This is a genomic window from Dyadobacter sp. CY327 (assembly GCF_021390415.1).
Classification (GTDB): Bacteria; Bacteroidota; Bacteroidia; order Cytophagales; family Spirosomataceae; genus Dyadobacter; species Dyadobacter chenhuakuii.
Genome location: NZ_JAJUXJ010000008.1, coordinates 398,437 through 416,999, shown reverse-complemented (window position 1 = coordinate 416,999; position 18,563 = coordinate 398,437). Strand labels below are relative to the sequence as shown.

The 18,563-nt window shown below is 45.0% G+C and carries 18 protein-coding genes; 6 read left to right on the top strand and 12 right to left on the bottom strand.

Going from position 1 to position 18,563, the window contains the following annotated elements; genetic code table 11:
- Positions 1-62 precede the first annotated feature (62 nt).
- From LZG74_RS24700 to LZG74_RS24680, 5 genes are all read right to left on the bottom strand, one after another.
- Positions 63-1,592, bottom strand: coding sequence for a M28 family peptidase (locus tag LZG74_RS24700; RefSeq protein WP_233799131.1), 1,530 nt, complete (start codon positions 1,590-1,592; stop codon positions 63-65).
- A gap of 37 nt (positions 1,593-1,629) precedes the next feature.
- Positions 1,630-2,037: a PIN domain-containing protein gene (locus LZG74_RS24695; protein WP_233799130.1), complete on the bottom strand. Its 408-nt coding sequence runs from the start codon at positions 2,035-2,037 to the stop codon at positions 1,630-1,632.
- Between the two features lie 3 nt (positions 2,038-2,040).
- Entirely contained in the window at positions 2,041-2,277 is a 237-nt protein-coding gene (locus LZG74_RS24690) for a hypothetical protein (RefSeq protein WP_233799129.1), read from the bottom strand.
- Between the two features lie 57 nt (positions 2,278-2,334).
- Entirely contained in the window at positions 2,335-3,318 is a 984-nt protein-coding gene (gene hemB / locus LZG74_RS24685; RefSeq protein ID WP_233799128.1) for a porphobilinogen synthase, read from the bottom strand.
- Positions 3,319-3,456: 138 nt separating this feature from the next.
- Complete coding sequence (locus LZG74_RS24680; RefSeq protein WP_233799127.1) at positions 3,457-4,143, bottom strand: response regulator transcription factor; 687 nt, start codon at positions 4,141-4,143, stop codon at positions 3,457-3,459.
- Between the two features lie 63 nt (positions 4,144-4,206).
- Here LZG74_RS24680 and LZG74_RS24675 point away from each other — a divergent pair, with 63 nt between their 5' ends.
- The 3 genes from LZG74_RS24675 to LZG74_RS24665 all read left to right on the top strand — a co-directional run bounded on the left by LZG74_RS24675 (position 4,207) and on the right by LZG74_RS24665 (position 7,122).
- Positions 4,207-5,226, top strand: coding sequence for a carboxylesterase (locus tag LZG74_RS24675; RefSeq protein ID WP_233799126.1), 1,020 nt, complete (start codon positions 4,207-4,209; stop codon positions 5,224-5,226).
- Between the two features lie 114 nt (positions 5,227-5,340).
- On the top strand, positions 5,341-6,162 hold the full coding sequence (locus LZG74_RS24670) for an enoyl-ACP reductase (protein WP_026631967.1): 822 nt from the start codon (positions 5,341-5,343) through the stop codon (positions 6,160-6,162).
- A gap of 144 nt (positions 6,163-6,306) precedes the next feature.
- Complete coding sequence (locus tag LZG74_RS24665) at positions 6,307-7,122, top strand: hypothetical protein (RefSeq protein ID WP_409014524.1); 816 nt, start codon at positions 6,307-6,309, stop codon at positions 7,120-7,122.
- On the opposite strand, the gene LZG74_RS24660 is transcribed toward LZG74_RS24665, so the two are convergent.
- The 4 genes from LZG74_RS24660 to LZG74_RS24645 form a co-directional block, all read right to left on the bottom strand.
- Positions 7,086-7,775, bottom strand: coding sequence for a Uma2 family endonuclease (locus tag LZG74_RS24660; protein WP_233799125.1), 690 nt, complete (start codon positions 7,773-7,775; stop codon positions 7,086-7,088). The two genes, LZG74_RS24665 and LZG74_RS24660, sit on opposite strands and share 37 nt — an antisense overlap.
- Before the next feature lie 60 nt (positions 7,776-7,835).
- Complete coding sequence (locus tag LZG74_RS24655; protein ID WP_233799124.1) at positions 7,836-9,377, bottom strand: YifB family Mg chelatase-like AAA ATPase; 1,542 nt, start codon at positions 9,375-9,377, stop codon at positions 7,836-7,838.
- A 93-nt stretch (positions 9,378-9,470) separates the two neighbouring features.
- The gene (locus tag LZG74_RS24650) at positions 9,471-10,319 is read right to left on the bottom strand and encodes a TIGR01459 family HAD-type hydrolase (RefSeq protein WP_233799123.1); all 849 of its coding nucleotides are present in this window, start codon (positions 10,317-10,319) and stop codon (positions 9,471-9,473) included.
- Positions 10,320-10,366: 47 nt separating this feature from the next.
- Positions 10,367-11,407 (bottom strand): hypothetical protein, encoded by a 1,041-nt coding sequence (locus tag LZG74_RS24645; protein WP_233799122.1) that lies wholly within the window; start codon positions 11,405-11,407, stop codon positions 10,367-10,369.
- A 122-nt stretch (positions 11,408-11,529) separates the two neighbouring features.
- Between LZG74_RS24645 and LZG74_RS24640 the strand changes: the two genes are divergently transcribed.
- The gene (locus LZG74_RS24640; protein WP_233799121.1) at positions 11,530-12,531 is read left to right on the top strand and encodes a 1-acyl-sn-glycerol-3-phosphate acyltransferase; all 1,002 of its coding nucleotides are present in this window, start codon (positions 11,530-11,532) and stop codon (positions 12,529-12,531) included.
- Positions 12,532-12,573: 42 nt separating this feature from the next.
- Here LZG74_RS24640 and LZG74_RS24635 read toward each other — a convergent pair whose 3' ends face one another.
- The gene (locus LZG74_RS24635) at positions 12,574-13,629 is read right to left on the bottom strand and encodes a VOC family protein (RefSeq protein WP_233799120.1); all 1,056 of its coding nucleotides are present in this window, start codon (positions 13,627-13,629) and stop codon (positions 12,574-12,576) included.
- 295 nt (positions 13,630-13,924) lie between these two features.
- Here LZG74_RS24635 and aroB point away from each other — a divergent pair, with 295 nt between their 5' ends.
- Entirely contained in the window at positions 13,925-14,959 is a 1,035-nt protein-coding gene (aroB, locus tag LZG74_RS24630) for a 3-dehydroquinate synthase (protein ID WP_233799119.1), read from the top strand.
- A 90-nt stretch (positions 14,960-15,049) separates the two neighbouring features.
- Entirely contained in the window at positions 15,050-15,625 is a 576-nt protein-coding gene (locus LZG74_RS24625; RefSeq protein ID WP_026631976.1) for a DUF4136 domain-containing protein, read from the top strand.
- Between the two features lie 154 nt (positions 15,626-15,779).
- Here the strand turns inward: LZG74_RS24625 and mraY are convergent, their stop codons facing one another.
- A complete protein-coding gene (gene mraY / locus LZG74_RS24620) occupies positions 15,780-16,994 on the bottom strand; it encodes a phospho-N-acetylmuramoyl-pentapeptide-transferase (RefSeq protein ID WP_026631977.1) in 1,215 nt (404 codons plus the stop codon).
- 84 nt (positions 16,995-17,078) lie between these two features.
- Entirely contained in the window at positions 17,079-18,557 is a 1,479-nt protein-coding gene (locus LZG74_RS24615) for a UDP-N-acetylmuramoyl-L-alanyl-D-glutamate--2,6-diaminopimelate ligase (RefSeq protein WP_233799118.1), read from the bottom strand.
- Between the last annotated feature and the right edge of the window lie 6 nt (positions 18,558-18,563).

Below are 18,563 nucleotides of genomic sequence, written 5' to 3'. Positions count from 1 at the left end.
CTGGGGGTAACGTGCTTCGGCTACGCTCAGCATGACAGGCTAATAGGTTCACGGACAATGTGCTACTTACCATACAGCTTCTTAGCAGCCGCTTCATACTTATCGCCCGCACTCCATTGCGGAGCCACATTTCTATCTGCGATCAGCCGCGTTGCATAAGCATAAGCCTGGCTGAATTTCAGTAAATAGTTAAAATCAATCGTCTCGGGATTATCAGAAACCTGGTGATAGTTTTTCATGATATCACCATTAAATTCTTTAAAACCAGGCGTGAATGTCGGTGCAGGGATTCCTTCTTTTGCAAAGTTCACATTATCTGAACGGTCGAATAGACCTTGTTCTGGCGAAGGGTCTGCAAAAATGCCCAGGCCGAATGCTTTGCAAGCCGCCTCAATCTCCGCCCGCGCTCCGGTCCGGTCTAAGCCCATTACAGAAACAATGGTCGTGTCATTGTAACCTGCGCCGTCCGAGTTAATGTTAAAAATACATTTGTTCAAAGGCATTAGCGGATGAGAAGCGTAGTATTTGCTTCCCAGCAAGCCAATTTCTTCACCTGTCAATGCGACAATCAGCACTGAGCGCTTCGGCGGGTTTTTCGTAAGTGCCTCAGCAGCAGTGAGTAAAGCAACGGTTCCAAAAGCATTGTCCCGCGCTCCATTGAAAATGCTGTCCTCCGCTGTGTAAGGTTGTCCGCCTTGCTTTCCTATGCCAATGTGGTCGTAGTGAGCACTTAACAACACATATTCTTCTTTAAGTTTTGGATCGGTTCCGGCAATGTAACCTACGACATTGTAGCTATTAACAGTCTGTGATTTCCGACCGGAGGTTTTGAACTCAACCTCTTTCGCGGCCCGCAATGCCCGTGCATATTTGGCTTCTTTACCATTGATCCAAACGTGCGGAATAGATTTTTCAGCTCCTGTTCCCTCGATCAACGACAATTTCTCACCAGAAAAGTTTTTGGTTACCACATTCCAGGGGATAGGTGCATTGAACAATTCAATCATCGCAATGGCGCCTTTATCCATCGCCTTTTTACGCTTTTCATTGGAAGTATTGATAATTTCGCGCGGCGTCTGCGTCTCTGCCGTGCCGCTTTCCACCAGCACAATCTTACCTTTCACATCCAGATCTTTATAATCGTCCTGATTTTTAACGGCATTAACCAAACCAAAACTCGCATAAACGATGGGCGCCTTAACAGTCATCTCATCGCCATTCATCAGGATCCAGTCCACGCCACTTTTCATCACCTCCGCATCCGCAATGATCTCCCCACTTCCATTAGCGCCCATTTTCTCAAAAGGGACATTCTGGAAATAAGTCGAATTATTTGTCCCATTTCCCGGAACCGGCACCACGCCCAGCTTCCTGAACTGCTCCGCAATGTACCGCGCCGCCACAAGGTTCCCCTGTTCCCCAGTCCTGCGCCCCAACAATTCATCCGCCGCCAAAAACCGCATATGCGCTTCTGTGTCAGCCTTTTTTATCTGGAATTCGGGAAGGGAGTTGGTTTTCTTTTGAGCGTAGGCTGTTTGGTTTAATAAAGGCAGACAGCAAATAAACAGGAGGAAGTTTTTATTAAATTTCATGGAGAAATTAGGTGCTTTAACTTTGAAAATTTTTGAGTTACAATATGATAATGTCTAAGGGACTCATTTTCTGAATACGACGAAAATCTGACTTGTTATAAGTATAAAACACGTCGCAATTCAAGCTTTCCGCAACCGCTGCATGGAGACAATCATTAATGTGTTTGAAACCAATCGACTCAGACAGTTGCAAAGCTCTCGACAAATGCTGCTTATGAATGCTTGTTACATTCAGAGAAAGCAAATAATCAAGCTCATACTTAATTACATCGCTTTTCAAATCAAACCTTGCCAATCCATAACCAACTTCCTGAATGACAAGCGTAGAAATAACAAACTGATCCTCCGCAATTGCATTCAGTATCAGTTTGTTAGCTTGTTCGTGTTTTAGGGGATCTTGAATTACAGCATAATTAAAGATCACATCGGAGTCAAAATATTGCATTAACTATAAATTGATATCGCTGATCACTTCATTGAAATCCTTCTGATCCGAAATCACTTCGGAAGGACGATTTTTTCTGTGATCGAGAAATCTTTTTACCTCCGAATGCTTTGATTCAGAGTGACTTGTCTCAATGTCTTCAACAATTATTTTCACGTCCCGCTTACCAAAAATAGACTTAATAGATGTCAAAAACTTGGCATCGAGCTGAGATGTGTTGATTTGAATGGTGTGCTGCATAGCTGTATTTCTTGTTCTAACAAATATAGCTTTTTCCGCAATAAATAGAAATGGCTGCTAACGACCATTCAAAATCACCGCCGCTTCCTTCGCGAAGTATGTTAATATGCATTTTGCGCCGGCTCGGCGGATGCTGGTGAGGACTTCCATCATGGCGCGGTCGCCGTCGAGCCAGCCGTTTGCTGCGGCAGCTTTTATCATGGCGTATTCGCCTGAGACGTTGTAGGCGGCTATGGGGATGTCGAAGTTTTCGTCTAGTTGGCGGATGATGTCGAGATAGGATAATGCGGGCTTAACCATCAGCATATCAGCGCCTTCTTCGAAGTCCAGCTGCGCTTCGAGCAATGCTTCACGCTTGTTGGCCGGGTTCATTTGGTAGGTTTTTTTATCCCCGAATTTTGGTGCGGATTCCAATGCATCGCGGAAAGGTCCGTAGAATGCGCTGGCGTATTTGGCTGAGTAGGACATAATGCTTACGTCCGTAAAGCCATGATCGTCAAGATGTTTACGAATGTATCCGACGCGCCCGTCCATCATATCGCTCGGTCCCAGAATGTCGGCGCCTGCTTTGGCTTGCGCGAGTGACATGTTGCCCAGGATTTCCAATGTGGCGTCATTCAGGATCTTACCGTTTTCAACCAAACCGTCGTGACCATCAGAGCTGTATGGGTCCATGGCAACGTCCGTCATAATGACCAGTTCGGGGAATTTTTCCTTGACAGCGGTGATCGCTTTGAGATAAAATGTGTGCTCCTGATGACTTTCAGAGGCAAAACGGTCTTTTTTGCTTTCAGGATAATTAGGGAAAAGGTCAATGGCGCGGATGCCCAGGTCTGTCACTTCTTTCAGTTCTTCCAGCAAATTATCCAGCGAATAACGGTGGATGCCGGGCATGGATTTCACCTCAATTTTAAGGTTTGTGCCTTCCTGAACGAACATTGGATAAATGAAATCAGAAACCTGAAGCGTCGTTTCCTGAACCAGATCCCTGATGGCAGAAGATTTTCTATTGCGTCGCGGACGACGGGATATATTGATCATGATTGATTGGCTTGCGGCGATCAGCGGTCGGCTGTCGGCATTTTTACTATGTGACTAGGTAAAGAACCATCCGGAAAATGTTAGAGTTTCCGGCAAAAACGTTTTTTGAAATTCTTTACCCAAAATTAGAGGCCTGAATTAGCCCACCATCAACTTGAAACCCTCGCCGTGCAGGTTCATGATTTGGATAGAAGTGTCCTCACGGAGATATTTTCGCAATTTGGTAATGTAAACATCCATGCTCCGTGCATTGAAATAGGAATCATCACCCCAGATCGTTTTCAAAGCAAAACTGCGGCTGATCGGCTGATTGAGATTTTGGCAAAACAATTTTAACAATTCAGACTCCTTACTAGTCAACCGCACCGATTTATCATTTGCAGAAAGCTGCTGATGGTCATAATCAAATGTGTATTGACCTACCTGAAATGTCTTCGCTTCTTCCGGAGCGTCGGGCTGTTTTTTATAGCGGCGCAAAATGGCTTCTATGCGTAACAACAACTCTTCCCTATCAAACGGTTTTGTTACATAATCATCTGCGCCCACCCGAAAACCCTGCATGGTGTCCTCTTTCATGGACTTTGCTGTCAGAAAGATAATGGGCACGTCACGACCGGTCATTCTCACTTCCTTAGCAAGAGAAAACCCATCTTTTTTAGGCATCATCACATCGAAAATGCAGAGGTCGTAGGATTTGTCTACAAATGATTGCCAGCCTTTTTGCCCATCAGTAGCTAAATCGGTAGGAAAGCCTTTATCTATCAAATATTCCTGAAGCAAAGATCCCAGGTTGGCATCGTCCTCGACGAGTAAAAGATTCGGCATGGGGAAGGATAATTAAATTATGTTTGCAAGATAATATTGATAAACCTTCTTAACTCATAAAAAATGTTAAAATTCCTACTTTGGATTGTTGGAATCATCGCGGTCCTGGGCATCGTTTACCTCGTCGGACCGAAAGTCCCGGAGGCTGAACTCACGCCCGTTTTGCCTGCGGTAACCAGTAATTTGACCGCATTGGAACAAGAAATCAACCAAACCGAAAAGGCCACACCCAACATTAAACCCGACAATGAAGCCCGCATTATCTGGGCCGATTCGTCCAAAAAGCAGAAAACACCTTATAGCGTTGTCTACATTCACGGCTTTGGCGCCAGCTGGGCGGAGGGTGATCCTATTCATAAGGATTTAGCCAAAAAATATGGCGCGAACCTATACGTGGCGCGTATGCACGACGCCGGCATTGCGGATACGAACGCCTTGAAGGATCTTACGCCTGAAAATTTCCTGGAAGGGGCAAAACGCGCTTTGGCGATCGGTAAAGTGCTGGGAGACAGTGTGATCATGATCGGGACATCTGCGGGAGGCTTGCTAACCACTTATCTCGCGGCCACCCATCCTGAAATCAAAGGCGTTGTGCTTTACTCGCCTTGTATTGAGGTCAAAAACTCAACATTAAAGCTCATTACGCGTCCCTGGGGCAAGCAGATTTTGCATAAAGCCATTGGTGAATACAGCAAGTCGCGGGACAGCATTCCGGAGCGTGCGCAATTTTGGTTGCAGGGCTATCATACCAATGGCCTCATTACATTACAGCAAATGATGGACGCTATTTCCCGGCCGGAGGTTTTTGAGAAAATCAAGATGCCGATTTTTGTGGGTTATTATTACAAAAACGAAGAGGAGCAGGATCAGGTGGTTTCGGTAAAAGCTATTGAAAAAATGTTCCCGGAGCTGGGCACGCCCGATAATCAGAAAGTTTTGAAAGCATTTCCCGAGAGCGGCGACCACGTGATTGCATCCCGGTTGCGCTCGAAGGATCTGAAAAGCGTGTATGACGCCACAGACCAGTTTTTTCAGCAAAAGCTGCACCTTAAACCAGTAGAAAATAGCGTTTTACAGCCTTGATTTAATAGCTTTCGAAAACCGGATCGGGCAAAGGATCTGGTTTTCGAAACCAAAAATGCTTTACTTTGCCGCCTTAAACGGACTATCCTAATTAATCAATTATAAAAGGAAAACATGGCTTACGGTTTATTAAAAGGAAAAAGAGGAATTATCTCAGGTGCATTGGATGAAAATTCCATCGCCTGGAAAGTCGCACTGAAAGCGAAAGAGGAAGGAGCCACATTCACATTGACCAACGCGCCGATTGCCATGCGAATGGGCGCAATCAATGATCTGGCCAAACAATGCGACGCACAGATTATTCCCGCCGATGCCACTTCTGTTGAGGATATCGAAAATCTTTATACACAATCCATGGAAATTCTGGGCGGAAAAATCGATTTCGTCCTGCATTCGATAGGAATGTCTGTCAATGTTCGTAAAGGAAAATCCTATGGAGACCTGAACTACGAATGGATGCAAAAAGGCATTGATATTTCTGCAATTTCCCTGCATAAATTTTTACAGGTTGGCGAAAAGCTGGACGCGATCAATGAGTGGGGATCGGTTGTAGCGTTATCCTACATTGCAGCACAGCGCACGTATTCTTTTTATAGTGATATGGCGGAGGCCAAAGCGATGTTGGAAAGCATTGCACGCAGCTACGGTTACCGTTACGGAAAAGCGAAGAATGTTCGTGTAAACACCATTTCCCAGTCTCCTACCAAAACCAAAGCTGGTTCAGGAATCGAAGGTTTTGATGCATTTTATGACTTTGCTGAGAAAATGAGCCCATTAGGAAACGCAACGGCTGACGATTGCGCGAATTATGCGATCACACTGTTCTCCGATCTGACGAAATTTGTAACAATGCAAAATCTCTATCACGACGGTGGTTATTCGTCAACCGGGATCTCAGAAGAGCTGGTTACAATGATCCAGAATCAGCACAAATAACATTTTATAAAATACATTGCAGAAACCCTTCAAGGCACACGTTTTGAGGGGTTTCTGTTTTTATATAAAATAATGCAGCCGATCGTCCGTTTCGCGTTGTGTAATATTTGTGAACCAGTTAGTTTCGCTCAACAATTTAACCCTATGGATTTAAAGGTGACTATGCCTGTTTTGAAGACTTTCAATGCACAGTGGAAGCTGCTGTTGCTATCGGTAATAATGCTTTCGCTGGGCTCCTGCGGAGGTGATAAAGAACAAGAAAAACCAGCCGCTCCGGATGCGCCGATGTACACATTGGTCTTTTTAGACAAAACGCAAAGCGTACATGTGGACAAGGCCTATGTTAATAATAAATATCGCCAGACGCTGACCGATATCATTGAAAATAACATGAAGAATAAGGGTGATAAGCTGGAAGTCTATTTTATACACGAAAACACATCCAAAGCCCGCGCATTATCGCTTACTGTAAGAAGTGAAAAAGATAATGTAGAAGGCGTTAATGCCACAGACCGCGAAGGCATTGAAACCGCATTTCAGCTTTCGTTGCAAAAAGAAAAGGGAATTTATCTGAGACAATTGCTGGCCAAGCTTAATCAGCAAAATACAGGTGCTTCCAACCAATCGACCGACATTTGGGCGAGTTTGCCCGTCATTGCCAAAGCGGGCGAAAGCGGTTCGGAAGTAAAAGTCTACTATTTCAGCGACATGGTAGAAAGCGTAAAGGGCGCCGACCGCCGCGATTTCCACATCAAACCCCCAAAATCCGACTCCGAAGCCGAGCAGGACGCGCAAGAGGACGTAAAACAATTGGAGAAATACACCATCGGCTCACCGCAGGTAACCATCGTCTCACCCTTTGAAGCCACCGCATCAAGCAAAGAAAACAACCCGCACGTCACCCATTACTGGCAAACGTTATTTCAGGAACTGGGCGGGGTAAGTGTAGAGGAACTTTGAGAACCTAATATGTTTTGAAGTACTGTCAAATATTCTTTATTGTCAAAAATGGCTCTGATAGGAATTTGAAAGCCTTCAATTGCGAAGCTTCTCACATCACCTTGTGCAGATTTTAGAATTAGCTGATATTCCTTTCCTAATAACTGATACTGCTCTAATGTTTCATGTTCTGGATCAATTATCCAGTATTCCCCAATTCCGTGCGCTTGATAGTCCTGAAACTTCAAGCCGCGATCAATGGCTTCTGTGGAGTCGGAAAGTACTTTTATGACAAGGTCAGGCTCTGGGAAATACAGTTGATCATCGGTGAATTGAGCCGACTTTTTTTGGCGAAAAAAGCAAATGCCCGGCAGATAGTCATTGCGCGTTAACGAGATCATTAACCTTTGAGATCCGACAAAACCGAGTTCCGACTTATCTACATATATATTGAGAAGACAGAGTAGCAATCCCGTCACTTGATTGTGTCGCATTGTTACATTTGACTGAACAACAATTTCGCCATTGATAAATTCAACGTTGTCGTTTTCGGCGATGGCGTCATAAAATTTTAGCCGGTTTTCTTTCTCTCGGTCTAATGCAGATTTTATTTCTTCGATAATAAGGTAAGCATCAGGCCGGTCTAAGATTTCAGAAATAATAGTGCTTCTCATATCCTTTCTTATTAGTGTGTTTTCAAATCCAAAAATGTATATAAAAGTCGTTTTTAGCTCTTACCCAGCCCAATTCTCCCGATCCAGACTCCTATACTGAATCGCCTCAGCAAGATGCTGCACTTGAATGTCAGCGCTGCCAGCGAGGTCGGCAATGGTGCGAGAGACTTTTAGGATGCGGTCGTAGGCGCGGGCGGAGAGGCCTAGGCGTTCCATGGCGGTGCGTAGGAGGGCTTTTCCGGGGTCGGAGATAATGCAGATTTCCTTGACCATTTCGGGCGACATCATGGCATTGGAATAAATTTCCTTATTATTCCTGAACCGCTCCGTCTGCATTTCGCGGGCTTTGATCACGCGGGCGCGGATCTGCTCGCTGCTCTCGGATTTGCGCGTGGAGGCAATCTGGTCGAAGGAAACGGGGGTAACCTCTACATGTAGATCAATGCGGTCCAGGAGCGGGCCGCTGATTTTGTTGAGATATTTCTGAACAACGCCCGTTCCGCAAACACATTGCTTCTCAGGGTGATTGTAGTAGCCGCAGGGGCAAGGGTTCATGCTGGCGATAAGCATGAAATTGGCTGGAAACTCAACCGTCATTTTGGCTCTCGAAATAGTTACTTTCCGTTCTTCCAATGGTTGTCGCATCACTTCCAGCACCGAGCGTTTGAACTCGGGCAGCTCATCCAGGAATAGTACGCCATTATGAGAAAGAGATATTTCTCCTGGTTGCGGAAAGCTCCCGCCGCCAACCAGCGCCACGTCGCTGATAGAATGGTGCGGTGCCCGGAAAGGCCGCCTGGAAACCAGCGTAGCGCTTTTTCCAAGCTTACCGGCAACGGAGTGGATTTTTGTTGTTTCCAAAGCTTCGGGCAAGCTCAGTGGCGGCAGAATGCTCGGGATACGCTTCGCTAACATTGTTTTCCCGGCTCCCGGCGGGCCGATCATAATTGCATTGTGGCCGCCAGCAGCGGTAATTTCAAGCGCCCGCTTAATGTTCTCTTGTCCTTGAACGTGCTCAAAATCAGCATCGTACTCATTCTGCGATGTGAAAAATAAATCACGCGTGTCCACAACGATGGGCTGAACATCGGATTTGCCTTCAAAAAAAGCAATGGCGTCCGCGAGGGTTTCCACAGGAATGATGTCAACATTGTTTACAATTGCAGCCTCATGCGCATTTTCGGCCGGTAGGATAAACCCTTTATAACCTTGCTTGCGTGCTTCGATGGCAATCGGCAAGACACCTTTGATGGGTCTTAAAATGCCATCCAGTGAAAGTTCTCCAAGAATAATGTAGTCTTCGAGATTGTGCCGGCAATTTAGCTGTTCCGAGGACTGGAGAATGCAGAGCGCAATGGGCAGGTCATAGGCAGAGCCTTCTTTGCGGATGTCGGCCGGGGCGAGATTAACCACCAATTTTTGCCGCGGCATCTTGTAGCCATAATATTTGAGCGAGGCTTCAACGCGCTGCTGGCTTTCTTTTACAGAACTATCGGCCAGCCCGACCATATAAAAGCCCATCCCCTGGGCCACATTTACTTCGATCGTAGTGATCGTCGCATCCACGCCGTAAACGGCACTTCCGTAAGTTTTGGCAAGCATGTGTGTGTAGTTTAGTTTTTGGCAAAAATAGCAGGAAATCGGAAAAAGAAATCATTAATCCAATAATGCTTGCCAAAAACTGCTAACCACTTGTTACTCAACGACAGCCGAAACGCAAATGTATGTTGGGATAATTCCGGTGGCCCTTATACGGACCTCGGCGTCTTCCGCTTGCGTATTGCCAGTGAGCACCAGGGCAGTGTCTAAACCAAATTTATTACCACCCAAAATATCCGTATGCAATGTATCGCCCACCATCAGAATGTTCTGCTTATTGACATTAGGATAGTTTTTAATGTGCTGGTAAGCAAAAATAAACATCTGTGGATCAGGCTTTCCGAAGCGGATGAATTGCCGGCCAATGGTGTCCTCAATCATTTTCGCCAACGCGCCAACAGCAATAGATAAGCGGCTTTTTGAAGCAGGGTAAGTCTTGTCCGTGTTGGCTACAATCACAGGAATGTTGCGTTTTCGAAGCAAATTTAATGTTTTGGTCAAATCCGTATTCCAGTCGAAACCTTCATCGTCCAGAAAAACCAATGCATTAACATCATGAACTGCATTAAGATCCAGCTCTCTGATTGACAGCGTTTTAAGATCAGTGGAGCCAATGTAGTGTGCAGAGTTATCCGTTCCCAGATAGGCAACCACGCCTTTTCTCACCTTTAATTCAAGATATTCTCTCGCCAACATTCCCGAAGAAATGATACGGTCGGGCGTAACGTCGTCGATGCCCAGCTTAACATAGGATTCTGCCAGCTGTTCAGGGCTCCGCGATGCATCGTTGGTAACTACATAAAAGTCCTTACCCGTTTCGCGAAGATAGGCAAATGTGTTCTCAATGCCCGGGATAAGGCCATTATAGGTTTTAAGAACACCAAAAGCATCAAAGAAAATTACTTCATATTTTGAGATTACAGACTTAAAATTGTCAAGGATCATTATGGGTGGTGTCTTAGGAGTGAATAAAATGCGAGCGGAAAATCGGGTTATAAATTAAGCGCTCTCAGGATCTTGTCTTCGTCAAAACCTTCGATGGAAGGGAAATAAAGTTCGTATGCTTCCTTTTGTAATTTCGTGCAATAGGACCTGTGAAAGAAATATTTACCATATTTAATCACATAATTCAGAATGAAAAACCGGTAGGCTTCTTTCATAAACCGTACTTCATTCACCGTCAGTGGGTAAACCTGATGGTATTCTTTCAAAAAAATCATAAAACGGTCCTCCATCAATGGCCCCAGCAGATAGCTAAAAACCGTCCGGTCGCCTACATTGGAACAGACCCTCGCGAAAAAGTAAAAGTCCATGATTCTGGACGAAACGCGGAACCAGTCGTAATCCCATCTCGAATAGAGCTTCAAATCATCGGTTACCGAAAAATTGCCAATGTTCCAATCGACAAAAACGGGCATTTTATCAAACGAGCTGACATTCAGGCGTTGGATATTTTTCATGAAAATATCGCATTGCTTTCGTAACAGCTGAATATAGCCGCGATGCTCATACTGCCCGGTGTCTGTGTCCAGAATTTCCAGCAAATGCTGAATGTCCGTGCGCAGGTTCTTGGAAGATTTTGGAATGGATTTTCCCGCCCGCAGGCAAGCAAGATGAAATTTTGCTGTCTCGTTTCCTAACTTCTTGATTTGTTCATCATTAAGTCGTTTCGGCAGCCGGTTCATCGCCCGGATCGGATTATAAAAAACGACCCATGTATCTACAAAATCTTCCTGATAGCGATAAGTATAAACCTGGTTGTTTTTTACCAGCGACCTGGCAAGCACATTCTCAAAAGGGTAGAGCAAATTATTGGCAAGCGCCTGAATGATCCTGTGGTCTTCTTTGAAATGCTCATATTTGCCAAAATAGGACAGTTTGGCAACAACAATATCGTCGTTATCAAGCGTCACACGAAAGACGTGATTCGTTGACACTTTGGCACTTATATCTTCAACAAACTTAACTCCAATCGAATTATCAAACCCTGCCCAGGCCTTCCGGATAATTTCAGGATAATCTTTTAAACGCATTTATTCTATTATTTGGGCATTGCAAAATGTTGATGCTATGCTCTTTAAGAGCTCAATTCAATGTCAAAGTTAGCAACTTCGGGGGAGCGGACACGAGGCATATATCGAAACTTTGAATAATTTTGCAGGTCAATTTTACCATATACATTTTGTTCTTCTACTTCTCCCGTTTCCTGGTTCGACTAGCGTTGCCGATTTATTTAAAAAAGCTCTGTGTAAAAGGCTTCGAGAAGCTGCACAAAGGACCAGTGCTGCTAGCTTCCAATCATTCAGGCTCGTTTTTTGACGCTGTCGTAATTGGCTCAATCATGACACAGCCTATTTTCACGCTTACCCGTGGCGATGTTTTCAAGAAAAAAGCGGCAGCGTTCTGGCTCCGGCAAATCAAGCTTATCCCGGTTTTCAGAGGGTCGGAAGGTCGTCAATATGTCAAGAATCATGATATTACCGTCAAGGAAGGCTATGATGCCATGAAAGGCGGCGGAGCAGTGATTATTTTTTCGGAGGGCGTTTGTGTGAACGAATGGAATTTGCGTCCGTTGGGAAAAGGCACAGCGAGAATGGCTTATCAGACTTGGTATGGCGATGCTCCCCTTAAAAATATGGGTGTTGTGCCAACAGGCGTTAACTACGAACACTTTCGTGGGCCTGGAAAACGTGTTTCACTGCACTTTGGAGAGGCTATTTTGATTCATGATATCAAAACGGACCCGCAGGAATACGAAAGATGGTTACGCGAATTCAATGAGATTTTAGAGCGGAAAATGAGTGCCGAAGTATGGAGTATCCCTGCTGACATTTCAAAAGCGGAACGTACACAGCGTTTAAATGCACTATTTGGCGATTGTCCGCTTCCACCTGGTGGTAATGCGATTCAGAAAGTTATCGGCTGGTTCGGGCGTGCAATTCATCGCCCTTTGTATCATTTTTTTGAAAGAAAAACTGCCAAGCTAACCGCCAGGTCTGTGTTTTATGACTCGGTCCTGTTTGGCTTGCTAATGTATTTATATCCCACGATCGTTGTTTTACTGTCGCTGATCGCCGGGTTGATTTTTGGCTGGGCTGTGGGGCTGGCATTGTTCTTCATACTGCCTTTACTAGCCTGGTTTGCAGCCAGATACTAGACTTTCCAAGTTTATAAACCTGGAAAGTCTATGGCTTGTGGGTCAATCTTTCACCCGGCTCAAACCCATCAATTTCAGCATCCAATCGGGTAAAGGCTTTTGATGTTTTCTCTTCTGAATGTCCAGGAACCAGCCTATTTTCTTCAAAATGGGCAATTTATGCGTTTCCACCAGCTCGATCAATGTGCCGTCCGGATCTTCCAGGTAGGCGAAGCGACCCGCAGCCGATTCCATACCGAATGATCTTTCGCTGTCAATAGTGAATGGATAACCTTGTGATTGCAGTTTGGATTTTAATGTATCCATGTCAATTGTATCAAAGCACAAATGGATAAATCCGCAGTCACCCCAGAACCGGTTTTCGAAGATTTTCTTAGGCGTACGGTCCAGCGCCTGCACAAGTTCGATCTGAACGTTACCCAGCAAACGGCTGAATGCACCATGCGGCGTAAACTTTTTTCTTAATAACACCCTTCTGAAACGCTGTCCTTTAACCGATGCTGGAATGTCTTCAAAAACACCCGTTTCATCATAAACGACTTCCAGCGGTTGTAGTAAATTTTTATAAAAAACAAGCGATTGATCCATGTCAGAAACGCCCACAACAACGCCTGATACGCCGCCAACCGGTTTTTCGGTTTTTTGAAACCACGTTTCGTCGCTTGTAATCTGAAATGTATTTCCATAAGGGTCATTGGCCCAGAATCCCTGTCCTTCCGGCAGCGAAACCAATGGGGCCACAGTCTCTTTGGATTGGCTTTTTAACCATTCGTGTGCTTTTTTAACATCGGGCGCCTTAAAACGAATGGCATTGATGCCGAGATCTCCGATTTCAATCTTGAAATTCGCAGGCTGCGACTTTCTGCTCGTAAATGACCAGATTTCCAGTCCGCCTCCACCAGCCAGGTTAATAGCCAAAACGGCATGTCTTTGATGCACTTCTCCGCCCGTATAAGGCGTCATCAGCGGCGCCTCGGCCTTTTCATCAAACACGGGCACATCAAAACCAAGCATCTTACGATACCATTTCCATGCGTCTGGCACATTCTGAACACCAATTCCTACCTGTTGAATCCCTGAAATCAGCGGAGTACTCATTCGTTAAAAATTATAATTAGTTAAAGGCTTAATATTTCAATTCCGGGGTTAAGCGGACGACAATTTTACAAAATAAAACGCAAACCAGGCAGCTGTAAGCGCAATTGAGGTGAAAATGTGGAGTGTGGAAAAATTTTCTTGGGATACAGAACCTCATTGCATATTTGATAAACATAATAATTCATATCTTTAAATGAGATTTCCAGAATATTATTTCTAAAAACCTGGATATCAACGCATCCATTATGGTGCATTCGTCGTATGTGTTACGAGCGCTGTCTCACAAAATAGTAGAATGAACGATTCCGTAGTCATTGCCCCAATTAGTGAAAGTTTAAGTGAATTTTTGAGTTCGTCTGAGTATTCCAAGGTTTTTGTAATTGCGGATAACAATACAAAAAAGCATTGTTACCCATATTTTAAGGCGGTTTTACCAGCGCATAGCATTGTAAGTGTGCCCAGCGGAGAATCGAATAAATTGTTGTCGACCTGTGAAAAAATATGGGATGCGATGACAAAAGAAGCTTTGGACAGGCATGCTTTGGTGATCAATGTGGGCGGCGGAGTGATTGGGGATATGGGCGGTTTTTGTGCGGCAGTTTACAAGCGTGGAATAGATTTTATACAGGTGCCGACGACTTTGCTTTCGCAGGTCGATGCAAGTGTTGGAGGTAAATTAGGTGTTGATTTTCAAGGTTTTAAAAATCACTTAGGTGTTTTTACGCTGCCTCGAAAAGTATTGATAGACCCTGTTTTTTTGAAAACCTTACCGGAACGGGAAATCAGGTCCGGGTTTGCAGAAATTATCAAGCATTGCCTGATTGCAGATGCAGCGAAATGGGAAGAGATCAGGTCAAAGGATTTTGAAGAACAAAACTGGACAGATCTGATCGCACATTCTGTAAAGATCAAGCAATCGGTTGTAGATCAGGATCCTACGGAGAAGGGTTTGCGCAAAATATTGAATTTCGGACACACGCTCGGGCATGCCGTAGAGACTTATTTTCTAAATAAACCTGCGAACCAGAGGTTGTATCACGGGGAAGCGATTGCAGTAGGAATGATCATGGAAAGTTATCTTTCCTTTTCCCGAAAAATGATTGACCAGCAGACGCTTACAAATATTGAAGAGTTCCTTTTTGCTACTTATGGCAAGGTGGACATTAAGCGGGAGGATATCGAAGAGATCATAAACCTGACCCGTCAGGACAAGAAAAATAAAGGAAAAGAAGTACGGTTTTCATTGCTAAAAGGAGCAGGGCAATGTGCGTTTAATATAGTGGTTTCTGCTTCTGAAATGCGTAAATCAATAGCTTATTATTTGGGATAGTTATTAAAAATATCTGGCATAAGCTGTTGGTTTTGATGGATTTGTATAAATACATGCTTGATACATATTTTCATAAACCTGACAAATTAAATGCTTATGCTAAGGTCAATTTTTACTTATGCCGCTTTACTCCTAGTCATCATTATAGCGGGCTGTTCCAGTGGTCGGAAAGTTTTTGTGGAGCATGATTACAGCTACGAGACCAACTTCAAGGATTATTCTTCCTATACTTTCCTGGAATGTGAACGCGACACCAACAATCTCTGCACAGAGATCTACGAAGCCATCCGTCGCCAGATGCAGGTGCGCGGCTACAAGCTAACGGCTGAAAAACCAACCTTACTTGTTAACTACGGAATTTTCTACGACAACCTGCGTTACCAGGGCTATATGCAACCGGTCATCAAAAACTGGGTCGACACAGAAAATGACGGCTTCCGTTATGAGCCGATTAAATACGCATTGGATAAAGGAACACTTATCGTTTCCCTGATCGACGCCGAGAGTGACCAGGTTGTATGGAGAGGCTACGCATCCGGAATTTTCAAAGGCGTAGAAACTTCCAATAACCATTACAGGAGCGTTGTAAGAAGGATCTTCGACCAATATCCGCTCTTTGCAAAGGGCTATGATCCGAGACGTTATAGCGAGGCAGTAGGACGTTAACTGACCTTGTCAGCCTGAGCGGAGCCGAAGGCGCGTTACCCAGGAGTAGCGCGCCTTCGGCTCCGCTCAGGCTGACAGAATAAGCAAATTACTCCGTCGTGAGCGCGCCTTCGACCGCCCGGCGGTCCGCTCAGGCTGACAGGGGATCAACAGCTTACCGCAACTTCAAAGTCGCCAGCGTCAAAATCGCCAGAATAATCCCAACTATCCAGAACCGGGTTACAATTTTCGATTCGTGGATGCCTTTTTTCTGGTAATGGTGGTGCAAGGGAGACATTAATAGCACCCTTCGGCCTTCGCCGTATTTTCGTTTGGTCCACTTGAAATAGCTGACTTGGACGATTACGGACAAGTTTTCGGCTATGAAAATTCCGCACATGAAAGGGATAAGCCATTCTTTGCGGATGGCTAATGCGATAACAGCAATCACTCCTCCCAACATTAAACTTCCGGTGTCGCCCATGAAAACTTGGGCAGGATAAGCATTATACCAGAGAAACCCGACGCAGGCACCTATAAATGCGGCGCAAAAAATCACCAGCTCCCCCGAATTCGGAATGTACATGATGTTCAGATATTGCGAAAATTTCGTATTTCCGGACAAATAGGCCAGAACGCCGAGCGTAAGCGCAATGATCCCCGAAACACCTGCGGCTAAACCGTCGATTCCGTCGGTAATGTTGGCTCCGTTGGAAACGGCCGTGATGATGAAAATCGCGATGATTGTGTAAATAACCCAGGTGTATTCTTCTGGTAACCAGCCGAATAGTAGGGCTTTATAGTCAAATTCGTTGTTCTTGATAAATGGGATTGTCGTTACTGTCGGGTGAATAATGTCGCGGTAACGCTGGATTTCGCCCAAATTGGAGCTCAGCAATGGTTGTTCGTAAATCCTGATCCTTACATTATCATTAAAAGAGAGCGTAAGGCCTACAATGACGCCTAATCCAACCTGCCCCACAATCTTGAACCGCCCATGCAAGCCGTCTTTGTTGTTTTTGAATTTTTTCAAATAATCGTCCACAAACCCGATCATTCCGGTCCATAGCGCAGTAATAATGAGTAGGACAATGTAGACGTTAGTCAGTTTTGCGAACAGCAGCACGGGAATGAGCAGTGAAGCCAAAATAATGAACCCGCCCATGGTTGGCGTTCCTGCTTTTTCCATCTGCCCGGCTAATCCCAAATCCCGGATCGTCTCGCCCATTTGCTTCTTTCTCAGGAAGTTAATAATGGTCTTTCCGTAAGTGGCAGCGATGAAAAGGGATAGAACCGTGGCTCCCAGCGCCCTGAATGAAATATATTGAAAAACACCCGCTCCCGGGATATTGAAGTGCTTGTCGAGATAATCGAATAAGTAATAGAGCATGAATAATGTATTGGGGATGACTTTGCAAAGTTGGTTCTTTTCAAAGACTACGCAAAAAGGCAATTGTGATTTTTGGTGCCAATATCAGGAATAACGTTTGGCAAAAGCTTCCAGCAAAACTTCCTTATCATCGAAATGATGCTTAACACCCTTGATTTCCTGATAATTTTCATGGCCTTTCCCGGCAATTAAAATAATGTCTTCCGGATTCGCCTCTTCAAAAGCCCTGTTAATTGCCTCGTAACGATCCTCAATTACCGATGTTTTTTTATAGTCCAATGGCGGAACGCCCTTTCTCATCTGTTCCAGAATATCCATAGGCTCTTCGTAGCGCGGATTATCCGACGTTAAGATAACCCGGTTGCTCAGTTTACAAGCAATAGCAGCCATTTTAGGCCTTTTTTCTGCATCCCGGTTCCCGCCACAGCCTACAACCGTGATCACTTTCTCATTGCCGCTCCGCAAATGATTGATGGTTTCCAGCACATTTTCCAAAGCATCCGGCGTATGCGCATAATCGACGATCCCCACAATGTTATCCGCAGAATGGAATTGCTCAAAACGTCCGGGAGGGCTTTTCAGGTTGGAAAGTTCGGTCAGCACCGACTCTGGTTTTTCACCCAAAAGAACCGCTGCTCCATAAACGGAAAGCAAGTTATAAGCATTAAACCGGCCAATAACCCGGAACCAAACTTCCTGATTATTAACCTCCATATGCATGCCCGCCAGCGTATCAGAAATAATTTTCCCTTTAAAACTGGCAAGCGTCTGTAAAGAATATGTTTCGACCTTGGCTTTTGTGTTCTGGACCATAACCGCGCCGCGGCGATCGTCGACATTCACGAGCGCAAACGCAGTTTTAGGCAGCTGGTCGAAGAATCCTTTTTTTGCTTTGATATAATTATCGAATGTCTTGTGGAAGTCGAGGTGATCGTGGGTAATGTTGGTGAAAATACCTCCTGCGAAGTGCAAACCGGTAATTCTGTGTTGTGCAACAGCATGAGAGCTTACCTCCATAAAAACGTGGCTGCATTTGTTTCTCTGCATTTGAGCAAGCAAATGGTTCAGCGCAACAGCATCGGGGGTCGTGTGTGTAGATGGGATAACTTCATCCTCTATCTGGTTCTGGACCGTCGAAATCAGGCCGCAGCGATAGCCGAGTGCACGGAAAAGCTGGAAGAGAAATGTAGCGACAGATGTTTTACCATTTGTGCCGGTTACGCCTACTAATGTGATCTTTTGAGAAGGATGGTCATAAAATGCAGCGGCAATAAGCCCCATCGCTTCCGCCGAATCCGGAACCTGAATGTAAGTAACATTGTCACTGATTTTTTCAGGAAGTTCTTCACAAAGAATAGCAGTCGCTCCAAGCTCCGTTGCCGTGCCAATGTACTGATGCCCATCCGTTTGTGTTCCCCTGAGCGCTACGAACAGGCTTCCCGGCATAACCCTTCGGGAATCCAGAATGATGCTTTTAATTATTACTATATCAGAGCCGGTAACATGAGCGCCGGCCACTCCAATCAGGATATCGCTTAAAATTTTTTCTGGGGTGCTCTCCATGAAGGA